Here is a 20612-nt window from a genome sequence, read left to right on the forward strand (position 1 = left end):
TCTGTTATTCCATACCCCACCGCCGACTCGGCCCGTTTCTGGTCCAGACCTATTGACGAGAGGTCTGGACCACGCGCACTGTCATGGCTACGACACCTCGCCGCACCCCCACCGGGAGGATCCGTATGTTCCGCCGCGCCCTCAGCCTGCTCGCCGCCGCCCTGGCGACCGCCGCGCTCACCCAGCTCCCCGCCGCCGCCCCCGCCTCCGCCGCCGACACCTGCGCGGTGAAGTCGAGGCCCGCCGGAAAGGTCCTGCAGGGCTACTGGGAGAACTGGGACGGCTCCGCCAACGGCGTCCACCCACCCTTCGGCTGGACCCCGATCACCGACTCCCGGATCGCCGCCCACGGCTACAACGTGATCAACGCGGCCTTCCCCGTCATCCGCTCGGACGGCACCGCGCTGTGGGAGGACGGCATGGACGCGGGCGTGAAGGTGGCGACGCCCGCGGAGATGTGCGCGGCGAAGGCGGCAGGGCAGACCATCCTGCTGTCGATCGGCGGCGCGGCGGCCGGCATCGACCTGAGCTCGTCCACCGTGGCCGACAGGTTCGTCGCGACGATCGTCCCGATCCTGAAGAAGTACAACTTCGACGGCATCGACATCGACATCGAGACCGGCCTGGTGGGCAGCGGATCGATCACCCAGCTCTCCACCTCGCAGGCCAACCTGGTCCGCATCATCGACGGGATCCTCGCCCAGATGCCGGCGGGCTTCGGCCTGACGATGGCCCCGGAGACGGCGTACGTCACCGGAGGCAGCATCACCTACGGCTCGATCTGGGGCGCCTATCTGCCGATCGTCAAGAAGTACGCCGACAACGGCCGGCTGTGGTGGCTCGACATGCAGTACTACAACGGCAGCATGTACGGCTGCTCCGGCGACTCCTACTCGGCGGGCACGGTCGCCGGCTTCACCGCCCAGACGGACTGCCTCAACAAGGGCCTGGTCGTGCAGGGTACGACGATCAGGGTGCCGTACGACAAGCAGGTCCCGGGGCTGCCCGCGCAGTCGGGAGCGGGCGGCGGCTACATGTCACCGAGCCTGGTCGCGCAGGCCTGGAACCACTACGGCACGTCCCTCAAGGGTCTGATGACCTGGTCGATCAACTGGGACGGCTCGAAGAACTGGACGTTCGGCGACAACGTGAAGGCGCTTCAGCGGCGTTGACCCGCAAGACGCGCGACGCCGGACGAGCCCTGTCGGCTCGTCCGGCGTAGTGGCGTTTGGACCCCGAGGCAGCCGGCCCCCGGGTCGGGCGGACCCTAGGCGCCCAGCAGGCGGCCCGCGAGGTAGCCCTCGATCTGGTCCAGGGAGATCCGCTCCTGCTTCATCGAGTCACGCTCACGGACCGTCACGGCGTTGTCCTCGAGCGTGTCGAAGTCGACGGTCACGCAGTACGGCGTGCCGATCTCGTCCTGGCGGCGGTAGCGGCGGCCGATGGCGCCGGCGTCGTCGAACTCGATGTTCCAGTTCTGCCGCAGGGAGGCGGCGAGACCCTTGGCCTTCGGGGACAGCTCGGGGTTGCGGGACAGCGGCAGGACCGCGACCTTCACCGGGGCCAGCCGGTGGTCCAGGCGGAGCACCGTGCGCTTCTCCAGCTTGCCCTTGGCGTTCGGCGCCTCGTCCTCGACGTAGGCGTCAAGGAGGAACGCGAGCATCGCGCGCCCGACACCGGCCGCCGGCTCGATGACGTACGGCGTCCAGCGCTCCCCGGCCTCCTGGTCGAAGTAGGAGAGGTCCTGGCCGGAGGCCTTGGAGTGGGCGCCCAGGTCGTAGTCGGTGCGGTTGGCGACACCCTCCAGCTCGCCCCACTCGTTGCCGCCGAACTGGAAGCGGTACTCGATGTCGGCGGTGCGCTTGGAGTAGTGGGAGAGCTTCTCCTTCGGGTGCTCGTACCACCGCATGTTCTCTTCACGCAGGCCCAGGCCGGTGTACCAGTTCCAGCGCTGCTCCATCCAGTACTCCTGCCACTTCTCGTCCTCGCCCGGCTTGACGAAGAACTCCATCTCCATCTGCTCGAACTCGCGGGTGCGGAAGATGAAGTTGCCGGGCGTGATCTCGTTGCGGAAGGACTTGCCCATCTGCGCGATGCCGAACGGCGGCTTGCGGCGCGAAGTGGTCTGTACCTGGGCGAAGTTGGTGAAGATGCCCTGCGCGGTCTCCGGGCGCAGATAGGCGACCGAGCCGCTGTCCTGCGTCGGGCCGAGGTGGGTGGAGAGCAGACCGGAGAACTGCTTGGGCTCGGTGAACTGGCCCTTGTTGCCGCAGTTGGGGCAGTTGACGTCCGCCAGGCCGTTCTCCGGGAGGCGGCCGTGCTTGGCCTCGTAGGCCTCCTCCAGGTGGTCGGCGCGGAACCGCTTGTGGCAGGCGGTGCACTCGGTCAGCGGGTCCGTGAAGGTGGCGACATGACCGGAGGCCACCCAGACCTCCGGGGCCAGGATGACGGACGAGTCGATACCGACCACGTCCTCGCGCGACGTCACCATGTAGCGCCACCACTGGCGCTTCAGGTTCTCCTTGAGCTCGACACCCAGCGGCCCGTAGTCCCAGGCGGCACGCTGTCCGCCGTAGATCTCACTGCAGGGGAATACGAAGCCACGGCGCTTGCTCAGGCTGACGATGGTGTCGATCTTGTCGGCGGCCACGGTGCTCTCTTCATTACGACGACGGGCGAGGAAGCGAGACGCTTCAGAGCTAATGCTTCAGGTTACCGGCGGGGACTCCCCCTCGACCAAATCCGTGCCCCTTACCGGCCTCCCACCCAGGCTTCTTGACAACGGTTTCCATATTTGTTGAAAATGAGTCTCATGAACGTACGACGACGCCTCATACCCACGGTCGCCGCGACCACCGTCACCGCCCTCGGCATAGCGACTCTCTCTGCCTGCGGCGGCGACGCCACGGCGGCCCAGACCGGCAAGTTCGACGTCGTCGCGTCCTTCTACCCGATGGCCTTCCTCGCCGACCGGATCGGCGGCAGCCACGTCCACGTCACCAGTCTCACATCGCCCGGCCAGGAACCGCACGACCTGGAGATCAGCCCCAAGCAGATCATCGGGATCGAGAAGTCCGACGCGGTCCTCTACCTGAAGAACCTCCAGCCCTCCGTCGACGACGCGGTCGCCCAGTCGTCGGTCGGGACGAAGATCGACGCGGCCTCCCTGACCACGCTGGAGAATCACGGCAACGAGGTCGGCGGCCACGCGGCCACGCACGACACCTCCAAGAACGAGGAGCTGTCCGGCCTCGACCCGCACATCTGGCTGGACCCGGTGCGCTACGCCCAGGTCGCCGAGGGGGTCGGCAAGGCCTTCGAGAAGGCCGACCCGGACCATGCGGCCGACTACCGGAAGAACACCGCGGCCCTGGTCAAGAAGCTGGACGCCCTCGACACCCGGTTCAAGGAAGGCCTGGCGAACACGAGGTCCAAGGTCTTCATCACCACCCACGCGGCCTTCGGCTACCTCGCCGAGCGCTACGGCCTGACCGAGGAGGCCATCAACGGCCTCGATCCGGAGTCGGAGCCGAGCGCGGCCCGGGTGAAGGACCTGGAGACGATGGCCAGGGCCGACGGCGTCACCACCGTGTTCTACGAGACGCTCGTCAGCGACAAGACCGCGAAGACCATCGCCGCCGACGCCGGGCTGAGGACGGACGTCCTCGACCCGATCGAGGGCATCACCGCAAAGTCCCGCGGCAAGGACTACTTCGCGGTCCAGGAAGCCAACCTCAAGGCCCTCCGGACGGCCCTGGGCGCCAAGTGAGCGGAGACGAGATGACCACCGGCGAGCCCGTCATATCCCTGCGCGGTGTCACCGCCGAGCTGGGCTCGCGCCCCGTCCTGCGGGGCATCGACCTCACCGTGCACCGCGGTGAGGTCGTCGCGCTGCTCGGCGCCAACGGCTCCGGCAAGTCGACCGCGATCCGCACGATCATCGGCCAGGTGCCGGTCAGCGGCGGCGAGATCACCCTGTTCGGCAGCCCGCGGCGCACCTTCCGCGACTGGTCCCGGATCGGCTACGTGCCGCAGCGCACCACCGCCGCGGGCGGTGTCCCCGCCACAGTCACCGAGGTCGTCTCCGCCGGCCGCCTCTCCCGCACCCGCTTCGGCCTCTTCCGCAAGGCCGACCACCAGGCCGTACGGGACGCGCTCGGCCTGGTCGGGATGGCGGACCGGGCCAGGGACAACGTCGAGGCGCTCTCCGGCGGCCAGCACCAGCGGGTGCTGATCGCCCGCGCCCTGGTCGCCCGGCCCGAACTGCTGATCATGGACGAGCCGATGGCGGGCGTCGACCTGGCCAGCCAGGAGATCCTCGCGCGGACCCTGCGCGAGCAGGTCGAGCAGGGCACCACGGTCCTGCTGGTCCTGCACGAACTGGGCCCGCTGGAGCCGCTGATCGACCGCGCGGTCGTCCTGCGTGACGGCTGCGTCCTGCACGACGGCCCGCCGCCGCGGGCCGTGGGCCAGCATGCCCTCCCCGGCCACGACCACGTCCACCCCCACGAGCACGCGCCGATCCGCACGGGACTGCTGAGCTGATGGACTTCCTGAACTACGCCTTCATGCAGCGGGCCCTGCTCGCCGCCGTCCTGGTCGGCCTCACCGCCCCCGCCATCGGCATCTACCTGGTCCAGCGCCGCCAGGCCCTGATGGGCGACGGCATCGGCCACGTGGCCATGACGGGCGTCGGCCTCGGCTTCCTGCTCTCCACCTCCCCCGTCTGGATGGCGACGGCGGTGTCGGTCCTCGGCGCCGTCCTGATGGAGCTGATCCGCTGGTACGGCAGGACCCGCGGCGACATCGCCCTCGCGATGCTCTTCTACGGCGGTATGGCCGGCGGGGTGATGCTGATCAACCTCGCGCCGGGCGGCTCCAACGCCAATCTGATGTCGTACCTCTTCGGCTCGCTGTCGACGGTGTCGGAGTCGGACGTGACCGCGATCTGCGTACTCGCCGCCTTCGTCCTCCTGGTCACCCTCGGCCTGCGCCGGCAGCTGTTCGCGGTGAGCCAGGACGAGGAGTTCGCGCGGGTGACGGGCCTGCCGGTGCGGGCGCTGAACCTGCTGACGGCGATCACGGCGGCGGTCACGGTGACCGTCGCGATGCGCGTGGTGGGCCTGCTGCTGGTGTCGGCGCTGATGGTGGTCCCGGTGGCCGCGGCCCAGCAGCTGAGCCGCAGCTTCGCGGCCACGTTCGCGATCGCCGTCGCGATCGGTGTGACCGTGACGATCGGGGGCACGATCACCTCGTACTACCAGTACGTTCCGCCGGGCGCGACGATCGTGCTGCTGACGATCGCCGCGTTCATCGTGCTGAGCGCGCTGGCCACACCGCTGGCCCGGCGACGCGCCCGCGCTGCGGCCGCCCGGCGGCCCGCCGGGGACCCGGCGGAGTGCACGATTCCGGCCGGCCTGAAGACGGCCGACGAAGTCGGCGTCTGACCGCGCACACATCGGGCTGGCACAATGGCCCGGCAGAAGCAGTGATGTGAGGAGACAACCGGTGACGACCGCTGGACCGCCCGTGAAGGGCCGCTCGACCCGCCAGCGGGCAGCCGTGGCGGCCGCCCTGGACGAGGTCGACGAGTTCCGCAGCGCGCAGGAACTGCACGACATGCTCAAGCACAAGGGCGACTCGGTGGGCCTCACCACGGTGTACCGAACCCTCCAGTCCCTCGCCGACGCCGGCGAGGTGGACGTCCTGCGCACGTCCGACGGCGAGTCGGTGTACCGGCGGTGCTCCACGGGGGAGCACCATCACCACCTGGTCTGCAGGGTCTGCGGCAAGGCGGTGGAGGTGGAGGGACCGGCCGTCGAGAAGTGGGCGGAGGCGATCGCCGCGGAACACGGCTACGTCAACGTGGCCCACACGGTGGAGATCTTCGGCACGTGCGCGGACTGCGCCGGGACCGCGGGGAGCTGCTGAGCTACCCGCGCGTGAGGTGCCGGTCGAGGAGCGCACGCAGCCGGTCCGCGTCGGCCGGGTCCTTGAGACCCCGTTTGGGCAGCAGCGTGAACGCGAGCCCGCCCTTGGTGTCGCTGAACGTGATGAAGAGTTCGGCAGTCTCGCTGTAGCGGGGCTGCGCCGCCCAGTCGATGGTGGTCGAGGTGTGGTCGGTTGTCACCGTCACCCCGGACGCCGTGACGACCGTCCGGAAGACGCCGTTGCGTGCGGCCATGCGCTGCAGAGCCCGTCCCGTCAGCCATGGGATGGCCAGCAACAGGGCCACGAAGGCGACCAGCCCGGCCAGCAGACCCACGTTGGCCTGCCGCCCGGTCACCAGCAGGACGGCTTGCAGGGCGGCCACCAGGGACGCCACGACGATCATCCAGTACTCCCGCCGGCCGCCCTTGCTGAACCGCCGGCGCTGTCTCCATACCGCGGTGAAGTCCCTCGCCGTCGGCGCGAACTCCAACTCCACCGTGTCTGGCGCGGCATTCCGCCCCACGTTCATGTCCATGACCATGGGGCGGATCGTAGCGGTGCCGGTCAGCTCCGGTCGAAGCACTTCTCCAGCTCGTCGAGGTCGTAGAACTCGCTGCCCTTCGAGATCGGCTTCCAGCCGGCCTTGAAGGCGACTTCCTTCTCGTTGTAGAGCATCCTGACCAGGTAGTCGTCGCCCTTCCGGTAGACGTCCCACTGGATGTTGGAGGCCAGGGAGGCGACGTCGGCGCCGCGCCAGGGGTTGTCGGCGTAGGTGTAGGTCCTGTCCGGCGTCGCGGCTTCTCGCTGCCCGGTAGAGCAGGTCCTTGTCGGCCCGGGCGGTGCCGAGCGAGGCCTTCAGCGCCGGGTCGGCGTCGGTGAGGGCGGTGGAGAAGACCGTACCGCTGTCCACCGCGCGGCCCTGGCCCGAGCTGACGACGTCGGTCTTCTCGCCGTTCTCGGCGATCGAGGAGAAGAGGGCGGGCAGGCGCTTCTCCAGGCGCACCGCGGTGGCGCGGAGTTCGTCCTTGCCGCGGCCGCTGAGGTTGCCGTACCCGACGGCGTTCACGGCCGCTTCGAGGGCCTGCACGTCCGGGCCGAACTTCTTGCCGAGCGGGGTGAGTTCACCGTCGGCCCGGGCGTGGCTCCACAGTGCGAGGATCGTGTCGCCGTCCTGGCCGTCGGTGGCGACCGTTCCAGAGGCGGGAGACCGAGGGGTGGTCAGGCATGGTCCCCCGCATCCTGGACGGCTCCCGTGAACGGCGGGTGGCCGTCAGTCGCCGGACTGGTCGCCCTCCATGGCCAGCAGCTCCTCGTTGGGGATGGCACCGCCGAACCGCCGGTCCCGGGAGGCGAATTCGACGCACGCCCGCCACAGGTCACGGCGGTCGAAGTCGGGCCACAGGACGTCCTGGTAGACCATCTCGGCGTAAGCGCTCTGCCAGAGCAGGAAGTTGGAGGTGCGCTGCTCGCCGCTGGGGCGCAGGAACATGTCCACGTCCGGCATGTCCCCGTAGTACATGTGCTTCTGGATGGTCTTCTCGCTGATCTTCGACGGGTCGAGCCGGCCCGCCTTGACCTCCTCGGCGATCGACTGCACCGCGTCGGCGATCTCGGCCCGGCCGCCGTAGTTCATGCAGAAGTACAGGGTGAGCAGGTCGTTGCCCTTGGTCTGCTCCTGGGCGACCTGGAGCTCCTTGGCGACCGACTTCCACAGCCGGGGCATCCGGCCCGCCCAGCGCACCCGGATACCGAGTTCGTCGAGCTGGTCGCGGGTCCTGCGGATGAAGTCGCGGTTGAAGTTCATCAGGAAGCGGACCTCTTCGGGCGAGCGCTTCCAGTTCTCGGTGGAGAAGGCGTACAGGGAGATGTTCCGGACGCCGATCTCGATCGAGCCCTGGAGCACGTCCAGGACGCGCTCGGCGCCGACCTTGTGCCCTTCGGTGCGCGGCAGCCCGCGCTCCTTCGCCCAGCGGCCGTTGCCGTCCATCACGATGGCCACATGGTTCGGGACCAGCTCCCCCGGGAGCTTCGGCGGACGGGCACCGGACGGGTGCGGCTCCGGCGTCCTGTACCCGCGGCGCCGGCTCCCCAGGATCCCGCGTACGACCATGTGCTTCTCGTCTCCTCTAGCTCTTCTCTACATACCTGAGCGAGCGCAGCCCCCGCTCCAGGTGCCAGTGCAGATAGGCGGACACCAGCCCGCTGCCCTCCCGGACGTGCCGTGCCTCGGCCGCGTCCGCCGTCTCCCAGTCTCCCGTAAGCAGCGCGCCGAGGAGAACCAGGGTCTGCGGCGAGGGTACGACGCTGCCCGGTACCCGGCAGTCCACGCAGACGCTGCCGCCGGAGGCCACCGAGAAGAAACGGTTCGGGCCGGACATCCCGCACCTGGCGCAGGAGTCGAAGCTGGGCGCGTAGCCGTTGACGGCGAGGGAGCGCAGCAGGAAGGCGTCGAGGACGAGGTGGGGTGCGTGCTCGCCCCGGGCGAGCGTCCTGAGTGCCCCCACGAGCAGCAGATACTGCTGCACCGCGGGCTCCCCCTCGTGGTCCGTGAACCGCTCGGCGGTCTCCAGCATGGCCGTCCCGGCGGTGTACCGCGCGTAGTCGGTGACGATCCCGCCGCCGTACGGCGCGATGGTCTCGCTCTGGGTGCACAGCGGCAGCCCGCGCCCGACCAGCTCGCTCCCCCGCGCGAAGAACTGCACGTCGACATGGGAGAACGGCTCAAGACGCGCCCCGAACTTCGACTTGGTCCGCCGCACCCCACGAGCGACCGCCCGCACCCGGCCGTGTCCGCGCGTGAGCAAGGTGATGATCCGGTCCGCCTCACCCAGCTTCTGGGTGCGCAGCACGATGCCGTCGTCGCGGAACAGGCTCATGGGCCCATTCTGCCCTGCCGAGGCAGGGGACCGGTCCGGACCGGAACCTTCAAGGCACCTCGCCGCGGCTGCGGGCGTTGGCGTGGGCGGTGGCCGCGCTGAGCCGTTCCGCCTGGGTCGCGATCCGTACGGCGTCCGGGTGTGCGTCCCACTCACGCCCTCCCCCGTACGGCCGCAGCTGCACATAAGGGCCTTCGTGCCCCATGACGATGCCCAGCCGTCCGGTACGGGTGTCGACGGCGCAGGAGCCGAGAGGGAGGTTCTTCGCGTTCACCTCACCTGGCTCCCCCGCCCCCGGGAATTTCACGCTTCGCATCACTGAGGTGGCGCTGCGTGTCTAGACTCGGCCGGAGACTGTCCCGGCCCCGCGGTGCCCGGCGGGGCCGGGAAGCGGGAGGGCAGCGCGCACTGCATCAGCCGCCTCCCCCACTCCTGGCTTCGCTCGAGCGGGGTGACGGCGACCGTGGCCGGCTCGGTCCGGCGGACGTAGGGCACTGCGCATCACGGCGTCCCCGGCCGACCGGGATCCCCAGACCCGCGAGGGCGACAACAGCCACCCGGCTGACGAAGGAGGAACCGCCGCCGTGGGCGCCGGCCGGGCGGGCCTCGGCGACGGCGTCCCAGGACCGGCTGTTCGCCGAGGTCTGCCGGGGGCTGCGCCCCGGCGGCCGCTTCGCGGGCGGCGACAGCCTGCCGAGCCTGGGCTTCCGCCTCCTGCACCCTGCACATCCGGGGCCGTCGGCCTCCCCTGGCCGCGTCGGCGGTGCCGGCTCACAGCAGGCCGGCCGCCGCGAGGTGCTTGCCCACGCACTCGGTCTCCGCCTCCGACAACGGAACCTGCGGCTCCGCCGTGACCGGGGACGCGATGACCCCGCGCAGACGCAGCGCCGCCTTGAACGCGCCCAGCGCCGCCGAGCTGCCGCCCATCCGGCGCTCGTCGCCGATCCGGACCATCGCGAACAGCCCGCACAGCCGCTCCTGTTCGGCCCGCGCCCGCTCCCAGTCACCGGCCCGGCAGAGCCGGTGGAGGCGGACGTAACCGTCCGGGTCGACGTTGGCGAGGCCGGGTACCGCGCCGTCGGCGCCCAGCGCGAGGGCCGCGTCGACGAGCAGTTCCGATCCGGTCAGGGCGCTGAAGCCGGGCAGGCCCCGGGAGCCCGTGACGACCTCGCGGAAGCCCGCCAGGTCGCCGCTGGAGTCCTTCAGCCCGGCCAGGACACGGTCGGCGGCCAGCTCAAGCACCAGACCGGCGGGGAGTTTGGTGTGGACGGCCGACGGGATGTCGTAGGCGATGACCGGGACCGGGGACCGGTCGGCGATCAGGCGGAAGTGGCGGGCGGTCTCGGCGGGGTGGGTGCGGGTGTAGAAGGGGGCGGTGACGACGATCGCCTCCGCGCCGGCGGAGGTGACGGACGCGACGTGGTCCAGGACGCGGGGTGTCGTCATGTCGATCACCCCGGCCAGGACCGGTAGCCGCCCGGCCGTATGCGTCACCACCGTCTCCGTGACCAGCCTGCGCTGCCGGTCCGTCAGATACGCGACCTCCGACGTCGAGCCCAGCACGAACAGGCCGTCCACCCCGGCCGCGACCAGATGGTCGACAAGCCTGCGCAGGGAGGGGACGTCCACCTCGCGGTCCGGTGTCAGAGGGGTGCAGACGGGCGGTACGACACCGGTCAGCGGGGTGGGCAGGGTCATCAGGGCTCCCTGGGCAGGCTGTGGCTCGGCTGGTCCTCCTTCACAGGATGGTGACAGCGGTAGCGGTGACCCTCGCGTGACGCGGCCGTGAAGTCAGGCATGCGGACGGCACACTCGTCGTCCGCCTTCCAGCAGCGGGTGCGGAACGGGCAGCCGGACGGCGGGCGGGTGGCCGAGGGCACCGGACCGGTCAGCGGGATGGGGTCCATCGGGTGCAGCAGGCCGGGGGTGGCCGAGAACAGGGCCCGGGTGTACGGGTGCCGGGCGTGCTCGGTGACCTCGGCGGCCGGGGTCTCCTCGACGATCCGGCCCAGGTACATGGTGATCACCCGGTCGCTCATCCGCCGTACCGTCTGGATGTCGTGGGAGACGAAGACCATGGCAAGGGCGAGGCGTTCGCGCAGGTCGAGGAGGAGGTTGAGGATCTGGGCGCGGACCGAGACGTCCAGCGCGCTCGTCGGTTCGTCCGCCACCACCAGGTCGGGGTCCAGGGCGAGGGCGCGGGCGATCGCGACTCGCTGGCGCTGTCCGCCGGAGAGCTGGCCGGGCAGGGCCTCGGCGAGGGCCCGGGGCAGGCCGACCAGGCCCATCAGCTCCCGTACCCGCTCCTCCCGTTCGGCCCGGGTGCCGCGCTGGTGGACGTCCAGCGGGTCGCGGAGGATACGGCGGACGGGCAGGCGCCGGTTGAGGGACGTCGACGGGTCCTGGAAGATCATGCCGGTGCTCGCGCCGACGGCCGACCGGCGTTCGGCCGGGGCCATCGACCACAGGTCGCGGCCGTGGAAGGTGACCGTGCCGGAGGTCGGCCGCTGGATGCCGACCAGCACCTTCGCCAGCGTCGACTTCCCGCACCCCGACTCGCCGACCACCCCGACCGTCTCGCCGGGCGCCACGGTGAAGTCGGCGCCGGTCAGCGCGTACACCCGGTCCCGGCCGAACACGCCGCCGCCGCGGGCCCGGTGGACCACATGGACGCCGGACAGCTCCACCGCGCTCATGTCACCGCCTCCTTGCTCGCCAGGTCGACGGCCGGGTGGTGGCAGGCCGCGGTGTGGGTGCGCGAGCCGGCCAGGTCCGGCGCCGTCGTACGGCAGACCTCGCTCGCCGCCGGGCAGCGGTCCGCGAAGCGGCAGCCCGCCGGGAAGTCGGCCGGGGACGGCACCACGCCCCTGATCTGGGTGAGCCGTTCGGCCCCGGACTCCAGGGACAGCACGCTGCCGAGCAGGCCGCGCGTGTAGTGGTGGGTCGGGGCGGCGACCAGCTCCGCGGTGACGCCGGTCTCGACGATCTGTCCGCCGTACATCACCACCACCCGGTCGGTGACGTCCGCGACGAGGGCCAGGTCGTGCGAGACGAGGATCAGCGCGAAGCCGAGTTCCTCGCGGAGGCGGAGGAGGAGTTCCATCACCTGGGCCTGGACGGTGACGTCGAGGGCGGTGGTCGGTTCGTCGGCGATGATCAGGCGGGGGTCCCGGGAGAGGGCCATGGCGATCAGGACGCGTTGGCGTTGGCCGCCGGAGAGTTCGTGGGGGTGGCTGCGGAGGGTTCGGGTGGGGTCGAGGCCGACGAGGGTGAGGAGTTCGGCCGGGGTCCGGGTGCCGCCGCGTCGTGTCAGTTGCTTGAGCTGGGCCTGGATGGTCATCCCCGGGTTCAGGGAGGAGAGGGCGTCCTGATGGACCATCGCGATTTCGTGGCCCAGGAGGCGGCGGTGGGGGGTGGTGAGGTCCACGGGCGGCTGCGGGTTTGTGGGGGTTGATCGCGCCCGCGCGGCGGTAGCCGCATGTTCAGTACGGCCCCGCGCCCCTGACGGGGCGCTCCCGTCCCGTCGGCTGAAAAGAATCTCGCCCGTCACCCTGGCCGTCTTCGGCTGCAGGCCCATGACTGTCAGGGCCGTCAGGGACTTTCCGCAGCCCGACTCCCCCACCAGGCCCAGGACTTCACCCGGGTAGATGTCGAAGCCGATGCCGTCCACGATGTTCACGCCCTGGTGGCGGTAGGCGAAGCCGATGGCGAGGTTCTTCACCGACAGCACCGGTTGGCCCTCCTGTGGCGGGAGGGGCCGGGCCCGGGAGCGGAGCCGCTCCCCCGCCTCCGTCAGGCCGGGCAGCTCCAGGATCTCGCCCGGCTCGGGCGTCTCGACGGGATCCGCCGGGTCCGTCTCCGTCTCCCTCGGTGCCGGTGATGCCCACGCGTCCGAGACGCCCTCGGAGAGGATGTTCAGGGAGAGGACGGTGAGCAGGATCAGCAGGCCGGGGAAGAGGGTCGCCCACCAGCCTCCCGTCAGGACCATGTTCTTGCCGTCCGCGATGACGCTGCCCCAGGACGGGTCGGGGGGCCGGACGCCCGCGCCGATGAAGGACAGGGACGCCTCGAAGACGATGGCCTCGGCGACCTGGACCGTGCAGAAGACCAGGACGGGGGCGGCGCAGTTGACGGCCACATGGCGGAGCACGATGTGGGGGGTGCGGGCGCCGATCACGCGTTCCGCGGTGACGTAGTCCTCGCCGTACTGGTCGAGGACGTTGGCCCGCACCACGCGGGCCACGGGTGGGGTGAAGAGGAAGGCGATCGCGCAGATCAGGACGGTGATGCCGCCGCCGAAGACGGCGACCAGGACGGCGGCCAGGGCGATGCCCGGGAACGCCATCACCACGTCCAGGCAGCGCATCAGCGTCTCGTCGACGCCCTTGCGGGAGGTGGCCGCGAGCGCGCCGAGCAGCGCCCCGGCGACCAGGGCGAGGCCGGTCGCGCCGAGGCCGATGGCGAGGGACCAGCGGGCGCCGTACATCAGCCGGCTGAGGATGTCCCGGCCGAGGCTGTCCTGGCCCATCCAGTGACCGGCGGAGGGGTGCCCGGTGCCGTCGGTGGGGGCCTGCTGGGCGAGGGGGTCGGCGGGGGCGAGGAGGGGCGCGAACACCGCCACCAGGACGACCACGGCCAGGAAGGCGAGGGCCGCCCTGGACAGCGGCGACAGTCTGCGCAGTCGTACGCCGGGACGGGCGAGGGCGGTGGTGAGGGCCGCGCGGTTGAAGGTCGTCATGCCGCCTCCCTCAGACGGGGGTTGACCAGCAGATAGAGGACGTCGATGACGAGGTTGACGACGACGAAGCCGGTCGCGGTGGTGAGGACCACGCCCTGGACGACGGCCGGGTCGCCGTTCTGCACGGCGTCGATCATCAGCTTGCCCATGCCGGGCAGGGCGAAGATCGTCTCGATGACGACGGCGCCGCCGAGGAGGTAGCCGACGCGCAGGCCGAGCACGGTCAGGGGGTTGACCAGCGCGTTGCGCAGGACGTTGCGGCCGACCACGACATGGGGTGGCAGGCCGCTGCCGATGGCCGTGCGGACGTAGTCCCGGTCGAGTTCCTCGACCACCGAGGTGCGGACGATCCGGGTGAGCTGGGCGGCGACCGGGAGGGAGAGCGCGAGGGCGGGCAGGGTCATGGTCTTCAGCCAGCCGGTGACGGAGTCCTCCGGGTTGATGTAACCGCCGGACGGGAACCAGCCGCGGTCGACCGCCAGGTACTGGATCATCAGCAGCGCCAGCCAGAACGCGGGGGCGGCGACGCCGACGAGCGAGAGCACCCGGATGACCTGGTCCGGCCAGCGGTCGCGGTAGATGGCCGCCGTGACGCCACCGGCCAGTGCCAGGACGACGGCGATACCGAGGCCGAGGAAGGTCAGCTGGAGGGTGAGGGGCAGGGCGGTGGCGACCTGGTCGAGGACCGGGGTGCGGGTGAGGGCGCTGGTGCCGAGGTCGCCCTGGAACAGGTCGCCGACGAAGTGGACGTAGCGGACGGGGAGCGGGTCGAGGAGGCCGTTGCGCTCCCGGAAGTCGTGGAGTTGGCGCGGGGTGGGGTTGGCGCCCTGGAAGAACGCGGACGCCGGGTCGACGTCGGAGAAGCGCATCACCAGGAACACGAACAGGGCGATGCCGAGCAGCAGCGGCACCAGCAGGGCGACTCGGCGCAGCAGGATGCGCAGGACGGCGTTCATGCCGTCAGACCCACTTGGCCGTCAGGACGTTGATGCCCGGGTAGGGCTGGGCCCTTATGCCGGTGAGCCTGCGCGGGTCCCAGGCGGTGATCAGCTCGTTGTGGACGACCGGGTAGAGGACGGCCTGTTCGGCGACGACGTCGATGTAGTCCTGGATCATCGTCTTCTTCTTGTCCGGGTCCGGTTCGCGGGTGGCCGCGTTCATGTCCTTGAAGAGCCGTTTCGCGACAGCGTTGTCGGCCCATCGGGCGTAGCCCATCCAGAGGTTCTCGGGACCGTAGTTGTAGTGCATGATCAGGTCGGCGTCGAGGCCGAACTGGTTCGGGTTCGAGACGGCGGCGACGACCTGGTAGTCCTGTTTCTGGTCCATCTTGGTGAACACGGCCGTGGTCTCCTGCGGGGACAGGGTCGTGGCGACGCCGATCGCGTCCCAGGACGACTTGATGGTGGGCAGGCAGTCGACGACCCAGCTCACGTTGACGGCGAGGATGTTGATTTCCAGCCCGCTGACGCCGGCCGCCGCCAGCAGTGCCTTCGCCTTGTCGGGGTCGTAGTCGTAGACCGTCTTCGCCCTGCGGTAGGCGGGGTTGGTCTCGTTCAGGAACGAACTCGCCGGTTTTCCGTGGCCCTTGAGGGCGACCTCGATGATCTTCGCCTTGTCGATGGCGTGGTGCAGGGCCTGGCGGACCCGGACGTCGTCGAAGGGCTTGTGCCGTGTGTTGAACATCAGGAACAGGTTGTTCATCCCGGCGCCGCCGCCGACCGACAGTCCGCCCTGTTCGAGGCGGGTGATGTTGGCGTAAGGGATGTTGTCGGAGATCTGCGCGCCCGCGCCGACACCGGAGATCCTGGCCACGCGGGAGGCCGCGTCGACGATCGTCAGCCAGTTCATCCGCCGGAAGGCGGGCTTGCGCGGGCCGTTGTAGCGGTCGTAGGCGGCGAAGGTGGTGTTCGACTTCGGGTGGTGCCCGGTCTGCCGGTACGGTCCCGTGCCCACCGCCAGTCCCTTGATCGCGTCGTCCCAGGCGCCGGGCCGGGAGAACACGTGCTCCGGCATGATCTTGGCGAGGGTGAGGCGGGCGATCCCGTCCGGGAAGGGGAACCTGAGGACCAGGTCGACGGTCCGGGTGTCGATCTTCCGGGCCTCCTTCAGCCAGCTCACGAAGAAGCCCTTCACGAGGGTCTGGGTGCCCGGCTCGAGAATCCGGTCGAAGACGAAGACCACGTCGTCGGCGGTGACCGGTCTGCCGTCGTGGAAGGTGGCGCCCGGGCGCAGGGTGAACCGCCACGTGGTGGCGTCCGGGTCGGCGGGCAGCCGGGTCGCCAGCGCCGGGTAGGGGGCGCGGGTGATCGGATCGGTGTCGGCGAGGCCCTCGTAGATGTGGTTGTTGGCGGCCATCGCGAACGCGGACGCGGTCTGGGTCGGGTCCCAGCTGCCGTCGTTGCCGTACCCGATCACGGCCGTGAGGGTGCGGTCGGAGCCGCTGCCGCCGAGGTCGATGGTGGACTTGGGCCCACAGGCCGTCAGCGAGGCGGCCGCGCCCAGTGCGCCCACGTGTTTCAGGAACGTCCTGCGGCCGTGGGTCGCCTCGTCGCGCACGGTGCCTCCAGCGTGGGGGAAAACGGAGACGTCGGACGTCATGTGTAAGCGCGACCATAAAAGGGGCTTTGGGGGTGGTCAAGGCGGGGCGCGCGAATGGCGTAAACCGTCAGAGGTCGGACCAATGGCGGTGCGAAGAGGCGGCAGTCGGCGCCGACCACCGGGGAGGCGACCTGCGCCGGACGGGCTGTTCGGGAGCGGTCGGCCGGCGGCCCCCGCGGCGCCGTCGAGCCACACGTTCTCCACCGCCCGGACCGATTCGGTTGCCCGGTTCACTCCCGGGGCGCCGCGACCCGCCGGAACTCGATCGTCTCGTACGCCGTCCTCGTCCCCGTCTCGTACAGCACCCCCACCGTGCTCTTGTCCACCTGGACCAGGTCCGAGTAGGCCGCCTTCCGGCCGGACAGGGTGAGGATCTTGTCGAAGGTGATGCCCTCGTCCGCACTGGTCCACAGGGCCATCAGCTGGCGGGCCGTCGGGATCGAGGGGGCCGAGAAGAGCAAGGGGGCACGCACGCCGTGGAGTTGGAGGACCGAGCCCTCGACCACCGGGACCCGGCGCAGGGTCGGCTGGATGGTGAAGTCCGCGTCCAGCGTCTCCGCGCCGTCGCTCGACCAGGCGTTGACGCGGTGGCCGAGGCTGGTGCCGTTCTGGTTGCGGGCGTTGAAGTAGAGGCGGCCGTCGGGGAGCTGGGCGGCGGTCGTCTCGTTGACGTTGTCGTGGCCGGTGTAGGAGTCGTCGACGAAGCCGAGGTGCCAGCTGCGGCCGCCGTCGTCGCTGTAGATCGCGTGGCCGCCGTAGTACCTGGCCTCCCGGCCGGTGTCGGAGGAGCCGGGGCGCGGGCCGCCGGAGTGGTCGGCGGCGACGACCAGGCGACCGCGGTGCGGTCCCTCGGTGAGGGCGACGGCATGGCCGGGACCGGTGGCGTACCAGCGCCAGCCGGAAAGTTTCACCTGGGCCGTGATCTCCCGCGGGGCGGTGAAGGACCGGCCGTCGCTCCGGCTGCGCTGCACGAACACCCGGCGGCTCTGCTCCTTGGTGACCTGGCCGCGCATGATCTGCGCCTCGCTCACCGCGCCGTCGTTGTAGGAGGTCACCAGGACGATGTCGCCGGTGCGCGGGTCGACGACGGGCGCCGGGTTGCCCCGGGTGTTTCCCTTGCCGTCGGCCACCACCTGGAGCCGGCCCCAGGTGCAGCCTCCGTCGGAGGAGCGTCTCAGCACGACGTCGATGTCACCGCTGTCGCCTCTGGTGGACTGCCGGCCCTCGGCGAAGGCGAGCAGGGTGCCGCGCCCGGTGCGGACGACGGCCGGGATGCGGTACTGGGGATAGCCGCCCTCGCCGGAGACATACGGCACGGAGGACTCGCAGGTGGCCGCCCAGGCCCTGGGTTCGACCGTGAACGCCCCCACAAGCAGGGCGGCGGCGAGGGAGATCCGGCTCACGCGGGTCACAGGAGACACATGGCTCACCCTCCCATGTTCCTCCCGACCGCCTCCGCCGCACACTCACAACACCCAAACGGGTCACGCGCTTTGGCACTCCGTCAGCTCCCTACCGGTCCGGCGGGGGGCGAAGGAGGGGGCGCGGGCCGTGCCCGGCGGGCGGCCCAGGAGGGTGTGCAGGCCCGCCCGGCAGGCAGCCCAGGAGGGTGTGCAGGCCCGCCCGGCAGGCAGCCCAGGAGGGTGTACAGGCACGCCCGGCAGGCAGCCCAGGAGGGTATGCAGGCGCGCCCGGCGGGCGGCTCAGGAAGGTGTGCGGGCCGCCGCCAGCAGGCGGGTCACGTCGTCGGCGCAGATGGTCAGAGCCGCGCCGACCGTGCCGAGGGCCTCGCGTTCGGCGTTGGTGTAGGGGCCGTCGGCGAGCGCGATCCGGGCGGCCTGGAGGAGCAGGGACTCGCGGCCGGCGGGGGCGAGGTGCGGGGCCAGCGGGTCGAGGGCCTCGTGCAGCTCTATCGCGAGGCTCGCCCCGCACGGCTGCTCGAACATCCGGCCGGTGTCGGCGGCGAGCGCATCCACGAGCGCGCTCAGCTGTTCCTCCGTGACGTCCTCGAAACCGGCCGCGCGGACGGTGGCCGCGGCCGTCTCCAGGGACGTACGGGCACAGGTGCCGCCCGCCGCGAGGACGGCGAGGGCGACGGTGTGCACGGCGTCACGGAGCATCGCGGAGAAGCGGGAGGTGGTGGGGTGGTCGAGGACGTCGGTGCCGTAGTGGTGACGGCAGGCGGCGCACTCCACGACCGGCCCGGTGGTGCCGCGCGGCAGCACGGGCACGCCGAGCAGGGTGAAGCGGCGGCGGCCGGTCAGCCGCTGGTAGTTGCGGTCGCCTCCGCAGCCGGGGCAGAAGAACTCGCCGTCTCCGACGGGTGTCCATGCGGTGCGGGTGCCCAGGATGCGGGCAGGCCTGGCGGTTCGGCCGTCTCGTCCCCGTACTGGCAGCACGTCGCACCTCCTTAACGCCGTGGCAACATCGCCACCGCTGGCGTGATGTTAGCCACATCGGGGAGGTGGAGTCAGTACCGCGTACGAGACCTTTCCGTGATCTCCACGGCGGAATGGCCGGTATACGACGGGGCCCTGATCGCAGTACATCGCGATCAGGGCCCTTAAGCCGCCGGTCAGAGCGATTATCGCGTCGCGCGGTTGACGGCGGAGACGACCGCCTTCAGCGACGCACGCGTCGTGTTCGCGTCGATGCCGATGCCCCACAGAACCTTGTCGTCGATCGCGCATTCGATGTAGGAGGCGGCCTGGGAGGAGGCGCCCTCGCTCATCGTGTGCTCCTGGTAGTCCAGGAGGCGTACGTCGATACCCAGCCCCTGCAGCGCGTCGAAGAACGCGGAGATCGGGCCGTTGCCGGAGCCGGTCAGGACGGTGTCCTCGCCGTCGACGGTGGCCTCGACGGTGAGGGTGTCCACCCCGTCGGTGTCGGTGGTCGACTGCCCCGTCCGCACCTGGATACGGCCCCAGGGGTTCTCCGGGTTCGGCAGGTACTCGTCCTGGAAGACCCCCCAGATGTCGGCGCCGGTGATCTCGCCGCCCTCGGCGTCCGTCTTGGCCTGGATGAGCTTCGAGAACTCGATCTGCATCCGGCGCGGCAGGTCCAGCTTGTGGTCGTTCTTCAGGACGTAGGCGATACCGCCCTTGCCGGACTGCGAGTTGACCCGGATGACGGCCTCGTAGGAGCGGCCGACGTCCTTCGGGTCGATCGGCAGGTACGGCACGGCCCACTCGATGTCGTCGACGGTGACGCCCTTCGCGGCCGCGTCGGCCTCCATGGCGTCGAAGCCCTTCTTGATGGCGTCCTGGTGGGAGCCGGAGAAGGACGTGTAGACCAGGTCGCCCACGTACGGGTGGCGCGGGTGGACCTCCATCTGGTTGCAGTACTCCCACGTACGACGGATCTCGTCGATGTCGGAGAAGTCGATCTGCGGGTCGACGCCCTGCGAGAACAGGTTCATGCCCAGGGTGACCAGGTCGACGTTGCCGGTGCGCTCGCCCTGCCCGAACAGACAGCCCTCGACGCGGTCGGCGCCGGCCATCAGCGCCAGCTCGGCGGCGGCGACGGCCGTCCCGCGGTCGTTGTGCGGGTGGACGGACAGCACGACGTGCTCACGGCGGGAGAGGTTGCGGTGCATCCACTCGAAGCGGTCCGCGTGCGTGGACGGCGTCGAACGCTCCACGGTGGCGGGCAGGTTGAGGATGATCTCGCGGCCCGGACCCGGCTGGTAGACGTCCATGACCGCCTCGCAGACCTCCAGCGCGAAGTCCAGCTCGGTGTCGGTGAAGATCTCCGGCGAGTACTGGTAGCCGAACTCGGTCTCCGGGCCCAGCAGCTTCTCGGCGTACTCCATCACCAGGCGGGTGCCGTCGACGGCGATCTGCTTGATGTCGTCCTTGGAGCCGCGGAAGACGACCCGGCGGAAGACCGGCGCGGTGGCGTTGTACAGGTGGACGGTGGCCCGCCTGGCGCCCTTGAGGGACTCCACGGTCCGCTCGATCAGGTCCTCGCGGGCCTGGGTCAGCACGGAGATCGTGACGTCGTCCGGGATCGCGCCCTCTTCCTCGATGATCGAGCGCACGAAGTCGAAGTCGGTCTGGCCGGAGGCGGGGAAACCGACCTCGATCTCCTTGTAGCCCATCTTGACCAGCTGGTCGAACATCCGGCGCTTGCGCTCGGGCGACATCGGGTCGATCAGGGACTGGTTGCCGTCGCGCAGGTCGGTGGAGAGCCAGCGGGGAGCGGCGGTGATGCGCTGCTGGGGCCAGGTGCGGTCCGGGATGTCGACCTGCTCGTAGCGGCCGTACTTGTGGATCGGCATGGTGGTGGGCTGCTGGCGGTTCGCCATGTCTGCGGGGCTCCTCAGGATGTCCGGAAGGACGGCCGACGACGCAACGCGAAGCTCCGCGGGGAGGGAGTCGACCTGGACTACAGGCCCTCGCCGCGGCAGCTAAGAAGAAGCAGCCCGAAACGCATGATGCACAGCAGACTAGCCGAGCCTCGCCGGACAG

18 protein-coding genes are annotated in these 20612 nt (G+C 70.4%); 5 read left to right on the plus strand and 13 right to left on the minus strand.

Features of this window, described 5'->3' with window-relative positions:
* Positions 1-125: 125 nt before the first annotated feature.
* On the plus strand, positions 126-1172 hold the full coding sequence (locus tag ACZ7OO_RS12975; RefSeq protein ID WP_471504915.1) for a chitinase: 1047 nt from the start codon (positions 126-128) through the stop codon (positions 1170-1172).
* 95 nt (positions 1173-1267) lie between these two features.
* Here ACZ7OO_RS12975 and ACZ7OO_RS12980 read toward each other — a convergent pair whose 3' ends face one another.
* Positions 1268-2650, minus strand: a complete 1383-nt coding sequence (locus ACZ7OO_RS12980) for a glycine--tRNA ligase (protein ID WP_471504338.1) — start codon at positions 2648-2650, stop codon at positions 1268-1270.
* 162 nt (positions 2651-2812) lie between these two features.
* Between ACZ7OO_RS12980 and ACZ7OO_RS12985 the strand changes: the two genes are divergently transcribed.
* From ACZ7OO_RS12985 to ACZ7OO_RS13000, 4 genes are all read left to right on the plus strand, one after another.
* Complete coding sequence (locus tag ACZ7OO_RS12985; RefSeq protein ID WP_471504340.1) at positions 2813-3769, plus strand: metal ABC transporter substrate-binding protein; 957 nt, start codon at positions 2813-2815, stop codon at positions 3767-3769.
* An 11-nt stretch (positions 3770-3780) separates the two neighbouring features.
* Entirely contained in the window at positions 3781-4545 is a 765-nt protein-coding gene (locus ACZ7OO_RS12990; protein ID WP_471504342.1) for a metal ABC transporter ATP-binding protein, read from the plus strand.
* A complete protein-coding gene (locus ACZ7OO_RS12995) occupies positions 4545-5447 on the plus strand; it encodes a metal ABC transporter permease (protein WP_471504343.1) in 903 nt (300 codons plus the stop codon). Before ACZ7OO_RS12990 ends, ACZ7OO_RS12995 begins: the two co-directional genes overlap by 1 nt.
* 61 nt (positions 5448-5508) lie before the next feature.
* Positions 5509-5931 carry a Fur family transcriptional regulator gene (locus ACZ7OO_RS13000; RefSeq protein WP_352218816.1) on the plus strand — a complete coding sequence of 141 codons (423 nt, stop codon included), beginning with the start codon at positions 5509-5511 and terminating at the stop codon, positions 5929-5931.
* A gap of 1 nt (position 5932) precedes the next feature.
* Here ACZ7OO_RS13000 and ACZ7OO_RS13005 read toward each other — a convergent pair whose 3' ends face one another.
* From ACZ7OO_RS13005 to leuA, 12 genes are all read right to left on the minus strand, one after another.
* The gene (locus ACZ7OO_RS13005) at positions 5933-6472 is read right to left on the minus strand and encodes a YcxB family protein (protein WP_471504345.1); all 540 of its coding nucleotides are present in this window, start codon (positions 6470-6472) and stop codon (positions 5933-5935) included.
* Positions 6473-7201: 729 nt separating this feature from the next.
* Positions 7202-8041 (minus strand): isoprenyl transferase, encoded by an 840-nt coding sequence (locus ACZ7OO_RS13010; RefSeq protein ID WP_471504347.1) that lies wholly within the window; start codon positions 8039-8041, stop codon positions 7202-7204.
* A 16-nt stretch (positions 8042-8057) separates the two neighbouring features.
* Positions 8058-8807: a DNA repair protein RecO gene (gene recO / locus ACZ7OO_RS13015; protein WP_352218820.1), complete on the minus strand. Its 750-nt coding sequence runs from the start codon at positions 8805-8807 to the stop codon at positions 8058-8060.
* A gap of 49 nt (positions 8808-8856) precedes the next feature.
* Positions 8857-9081 carry a hypothetical protein gene (locus ACZ7OO_RS13020; RefSeq protein WP_352218895.1) on the minus strand — a complete coding sequence of 75 codons (225 nt, stop codon included), beginning with the start codon at positions 9079-9081 and terminating at the stop codon, positions 8857-8859.
* 497 nt (positions 9082-9578) lie between these two features.
* Complete coding sequence (locus ACZ7OO_RS13025) at positions 9579-10505, minus strand: dihydrodipicolinate synthase family protein (protein WP_471504349.1); 927 nt, start codon at positions 10503-10505, stop codon at positions 9579-9581.
* Entirely contained in the window at positions 10505-11503 is a 999-nt protein-coding gene (locus tag ACZ7OO_RS13030; RefSeq protein ID WP_471504350.1) for an oligopeptide/dipeptide ABC transporter ATP-binding protein, read from the minus strand. The genes ACZ7OO_RS13025 and ACZ7OO_RS13030 overlap by 1 nt, the downstream gene beginning before the upstream one ends.
* On the minus strand, positions 11500-13545 hold the full coding sequence (locus tag ACZ7OO_RS13035) for a dipeptide/oligopeptide/nickel ABC transporter permease/ATP-binding protein (protein WP_471504351.1): 2046 nt from the start codon (positions 13543-13545) through the stop codon (positions 11500-11502). The genes ACZ7OO_RS13030 and ACZ7OO_RS13035 overlap by 4 nt, the downstream gene beginning before the upstream one ends.
* Complete coding sequence (locus ACZ7OO_RS13040; protein ID WP_471504353.1) at positions 13542-14501, minus strand: ABC transporter permease; 960 nt, start codon at positions 14499-14501, stop codon at positions 13542-13544. The genes ACZ7OO_RS13035 and ACZ7OO_RS13040 overlap by 4 nt, the downstream gene beginning before the upstream one ends.
* A gap of 4 nt (positions 14502-14505) precedes the next feature.
* Positions 14506-16101 carry an ABC transporter substrate-binding protein gene (locus ACZ7OO_RS13045; RefSeq protein ID WP_471504355.1) on the minus strand — a complete coding sequence of 532 codons (1596 nt, stop codon included), beginning with the start codon at positions 16099-16101 and terminating at the stop codon, positions 14506-14508.
* A gap of 272 nt (positions 16102-16373) precedes the next feature.
* On the minus strand, positions 16374-17555 hold the full coding sequence (locus ACZ7OO_RS13050) for a sialidase family protein (protein WP_471504916.1): 1182 nt from the start codon (positions 17553-17555) through the stop codon (positions 16374-16376).
* Positions 17556-17846: 291 nt separating this feature from the next.
* Entirely contained in the window at positions 17847-18542 is a 696-nt protein-coding gene (locus ACZ7OO_RS13055; protein WP_471504356.1) for a TerB family tellurite resistance protein, read from the minus strand.
* A 185-nt stretch (positions 18543-18727) separates the two neighbouring features.
* Entirely contained in the window at positions 18728-20449 is a 1722-nt protein-coding gene (leuA, locus tag ACZ7OO_RS13060; RefSeq protein WP_471504358.1) for a 2-isopropylmalate synthase, read from the minus strand.
* Between the last annotated feature and the right edge of the window lie 163 nt (positions 20450-20612).

The sequence above is a fragment of the Streptomyces sp. NPDC111744 genome, from assembly GCF_055634995.1.

Coding starts and splice junctions, on each gene's coding strand:
- ACZ7OO_RS13035 (WP_471504351.1), bottom strand. CDS start 13,545: ATGACGACCTTCAACCGCGCGGCCCTCACCACCGCCCTCGCCCGTCCC.
- ACZ7OO_RS12990 (WP_471504342.1), top strand. CDS start 3,781: ATGACCACCGGCGAGCCCGTCATATCCCTGCGCGGTGTCACCGCCGAG.
- ACZ7OO_RS13040 (WP_471504353.1), bottom strand. CDS start 14,501: ATGAACGCCGTCCTGCGCATCCTGCTGCGCCGAGTCGCCCTGCTGGTG.
- ACZ7OO_RS12985 (WP_471504340.1), top strand. CDS start 2,813: ATGAACGTACGACGACGCCTCATACCCACGGTCGCCGCGACCACCGTC.
- ACZ7OO_RS12995 (WP_471504343.1), top strand. CDS start 4,545: ATGGACTTCCTGAACTACGCCTTCATGCAGCGGGCCCTGCTCGCCGCC.
- ACZ7OO_RS12975 (WP_471504915.1), top strand. CDS start 126: ATGTTCCGCCGCGCCCTCAGCCTGCTCGCCGCCGCCCTGGCGACCGCC.
- leuA (WP_471504358.1), bottom strand. CDS start 20,449: ATGGCGAACCGCCAGCAGCCCACCACCATGCCGATCCACAAGTACGGC.
- ACZ7OO_RS13030 (WP_471504350.1), bottom strand. CDS start 11,503: ATGAGCGCGGTGGAGCTGTCCGGCGTCCATGTGGTCCACCGGGCCCGC.
- ACZ7OO_RS13010 (WP_471504347.1), bottom strand. CDS start 8,041: ATGGTCGTACGCGGGATCCTGGGGAGCCGGCGCCGCGGGTACAGGACG.
- recO (WP_352218820.1), bottom strand. CDS start 8,807: ATGAGCCTGTTCCGCGACGACGGCATCGTGCTGCGCACCCAGAAGCTG.
- ACZ7OO_RS13005 (WP_471504345.1), bottom strand. CDS start 6,472: ATGGTCATGGACATGAACGTGGGGCGGAATGCCGCGCCAGACACGGTG.
- ACZ7OO_RS13025 (WP_471504349.1), bottom strand. CDS start 10,505: ATGACCCTGCCCACCCCGCTGACCGGTGTCGTACCGCCCGTCTGCACC.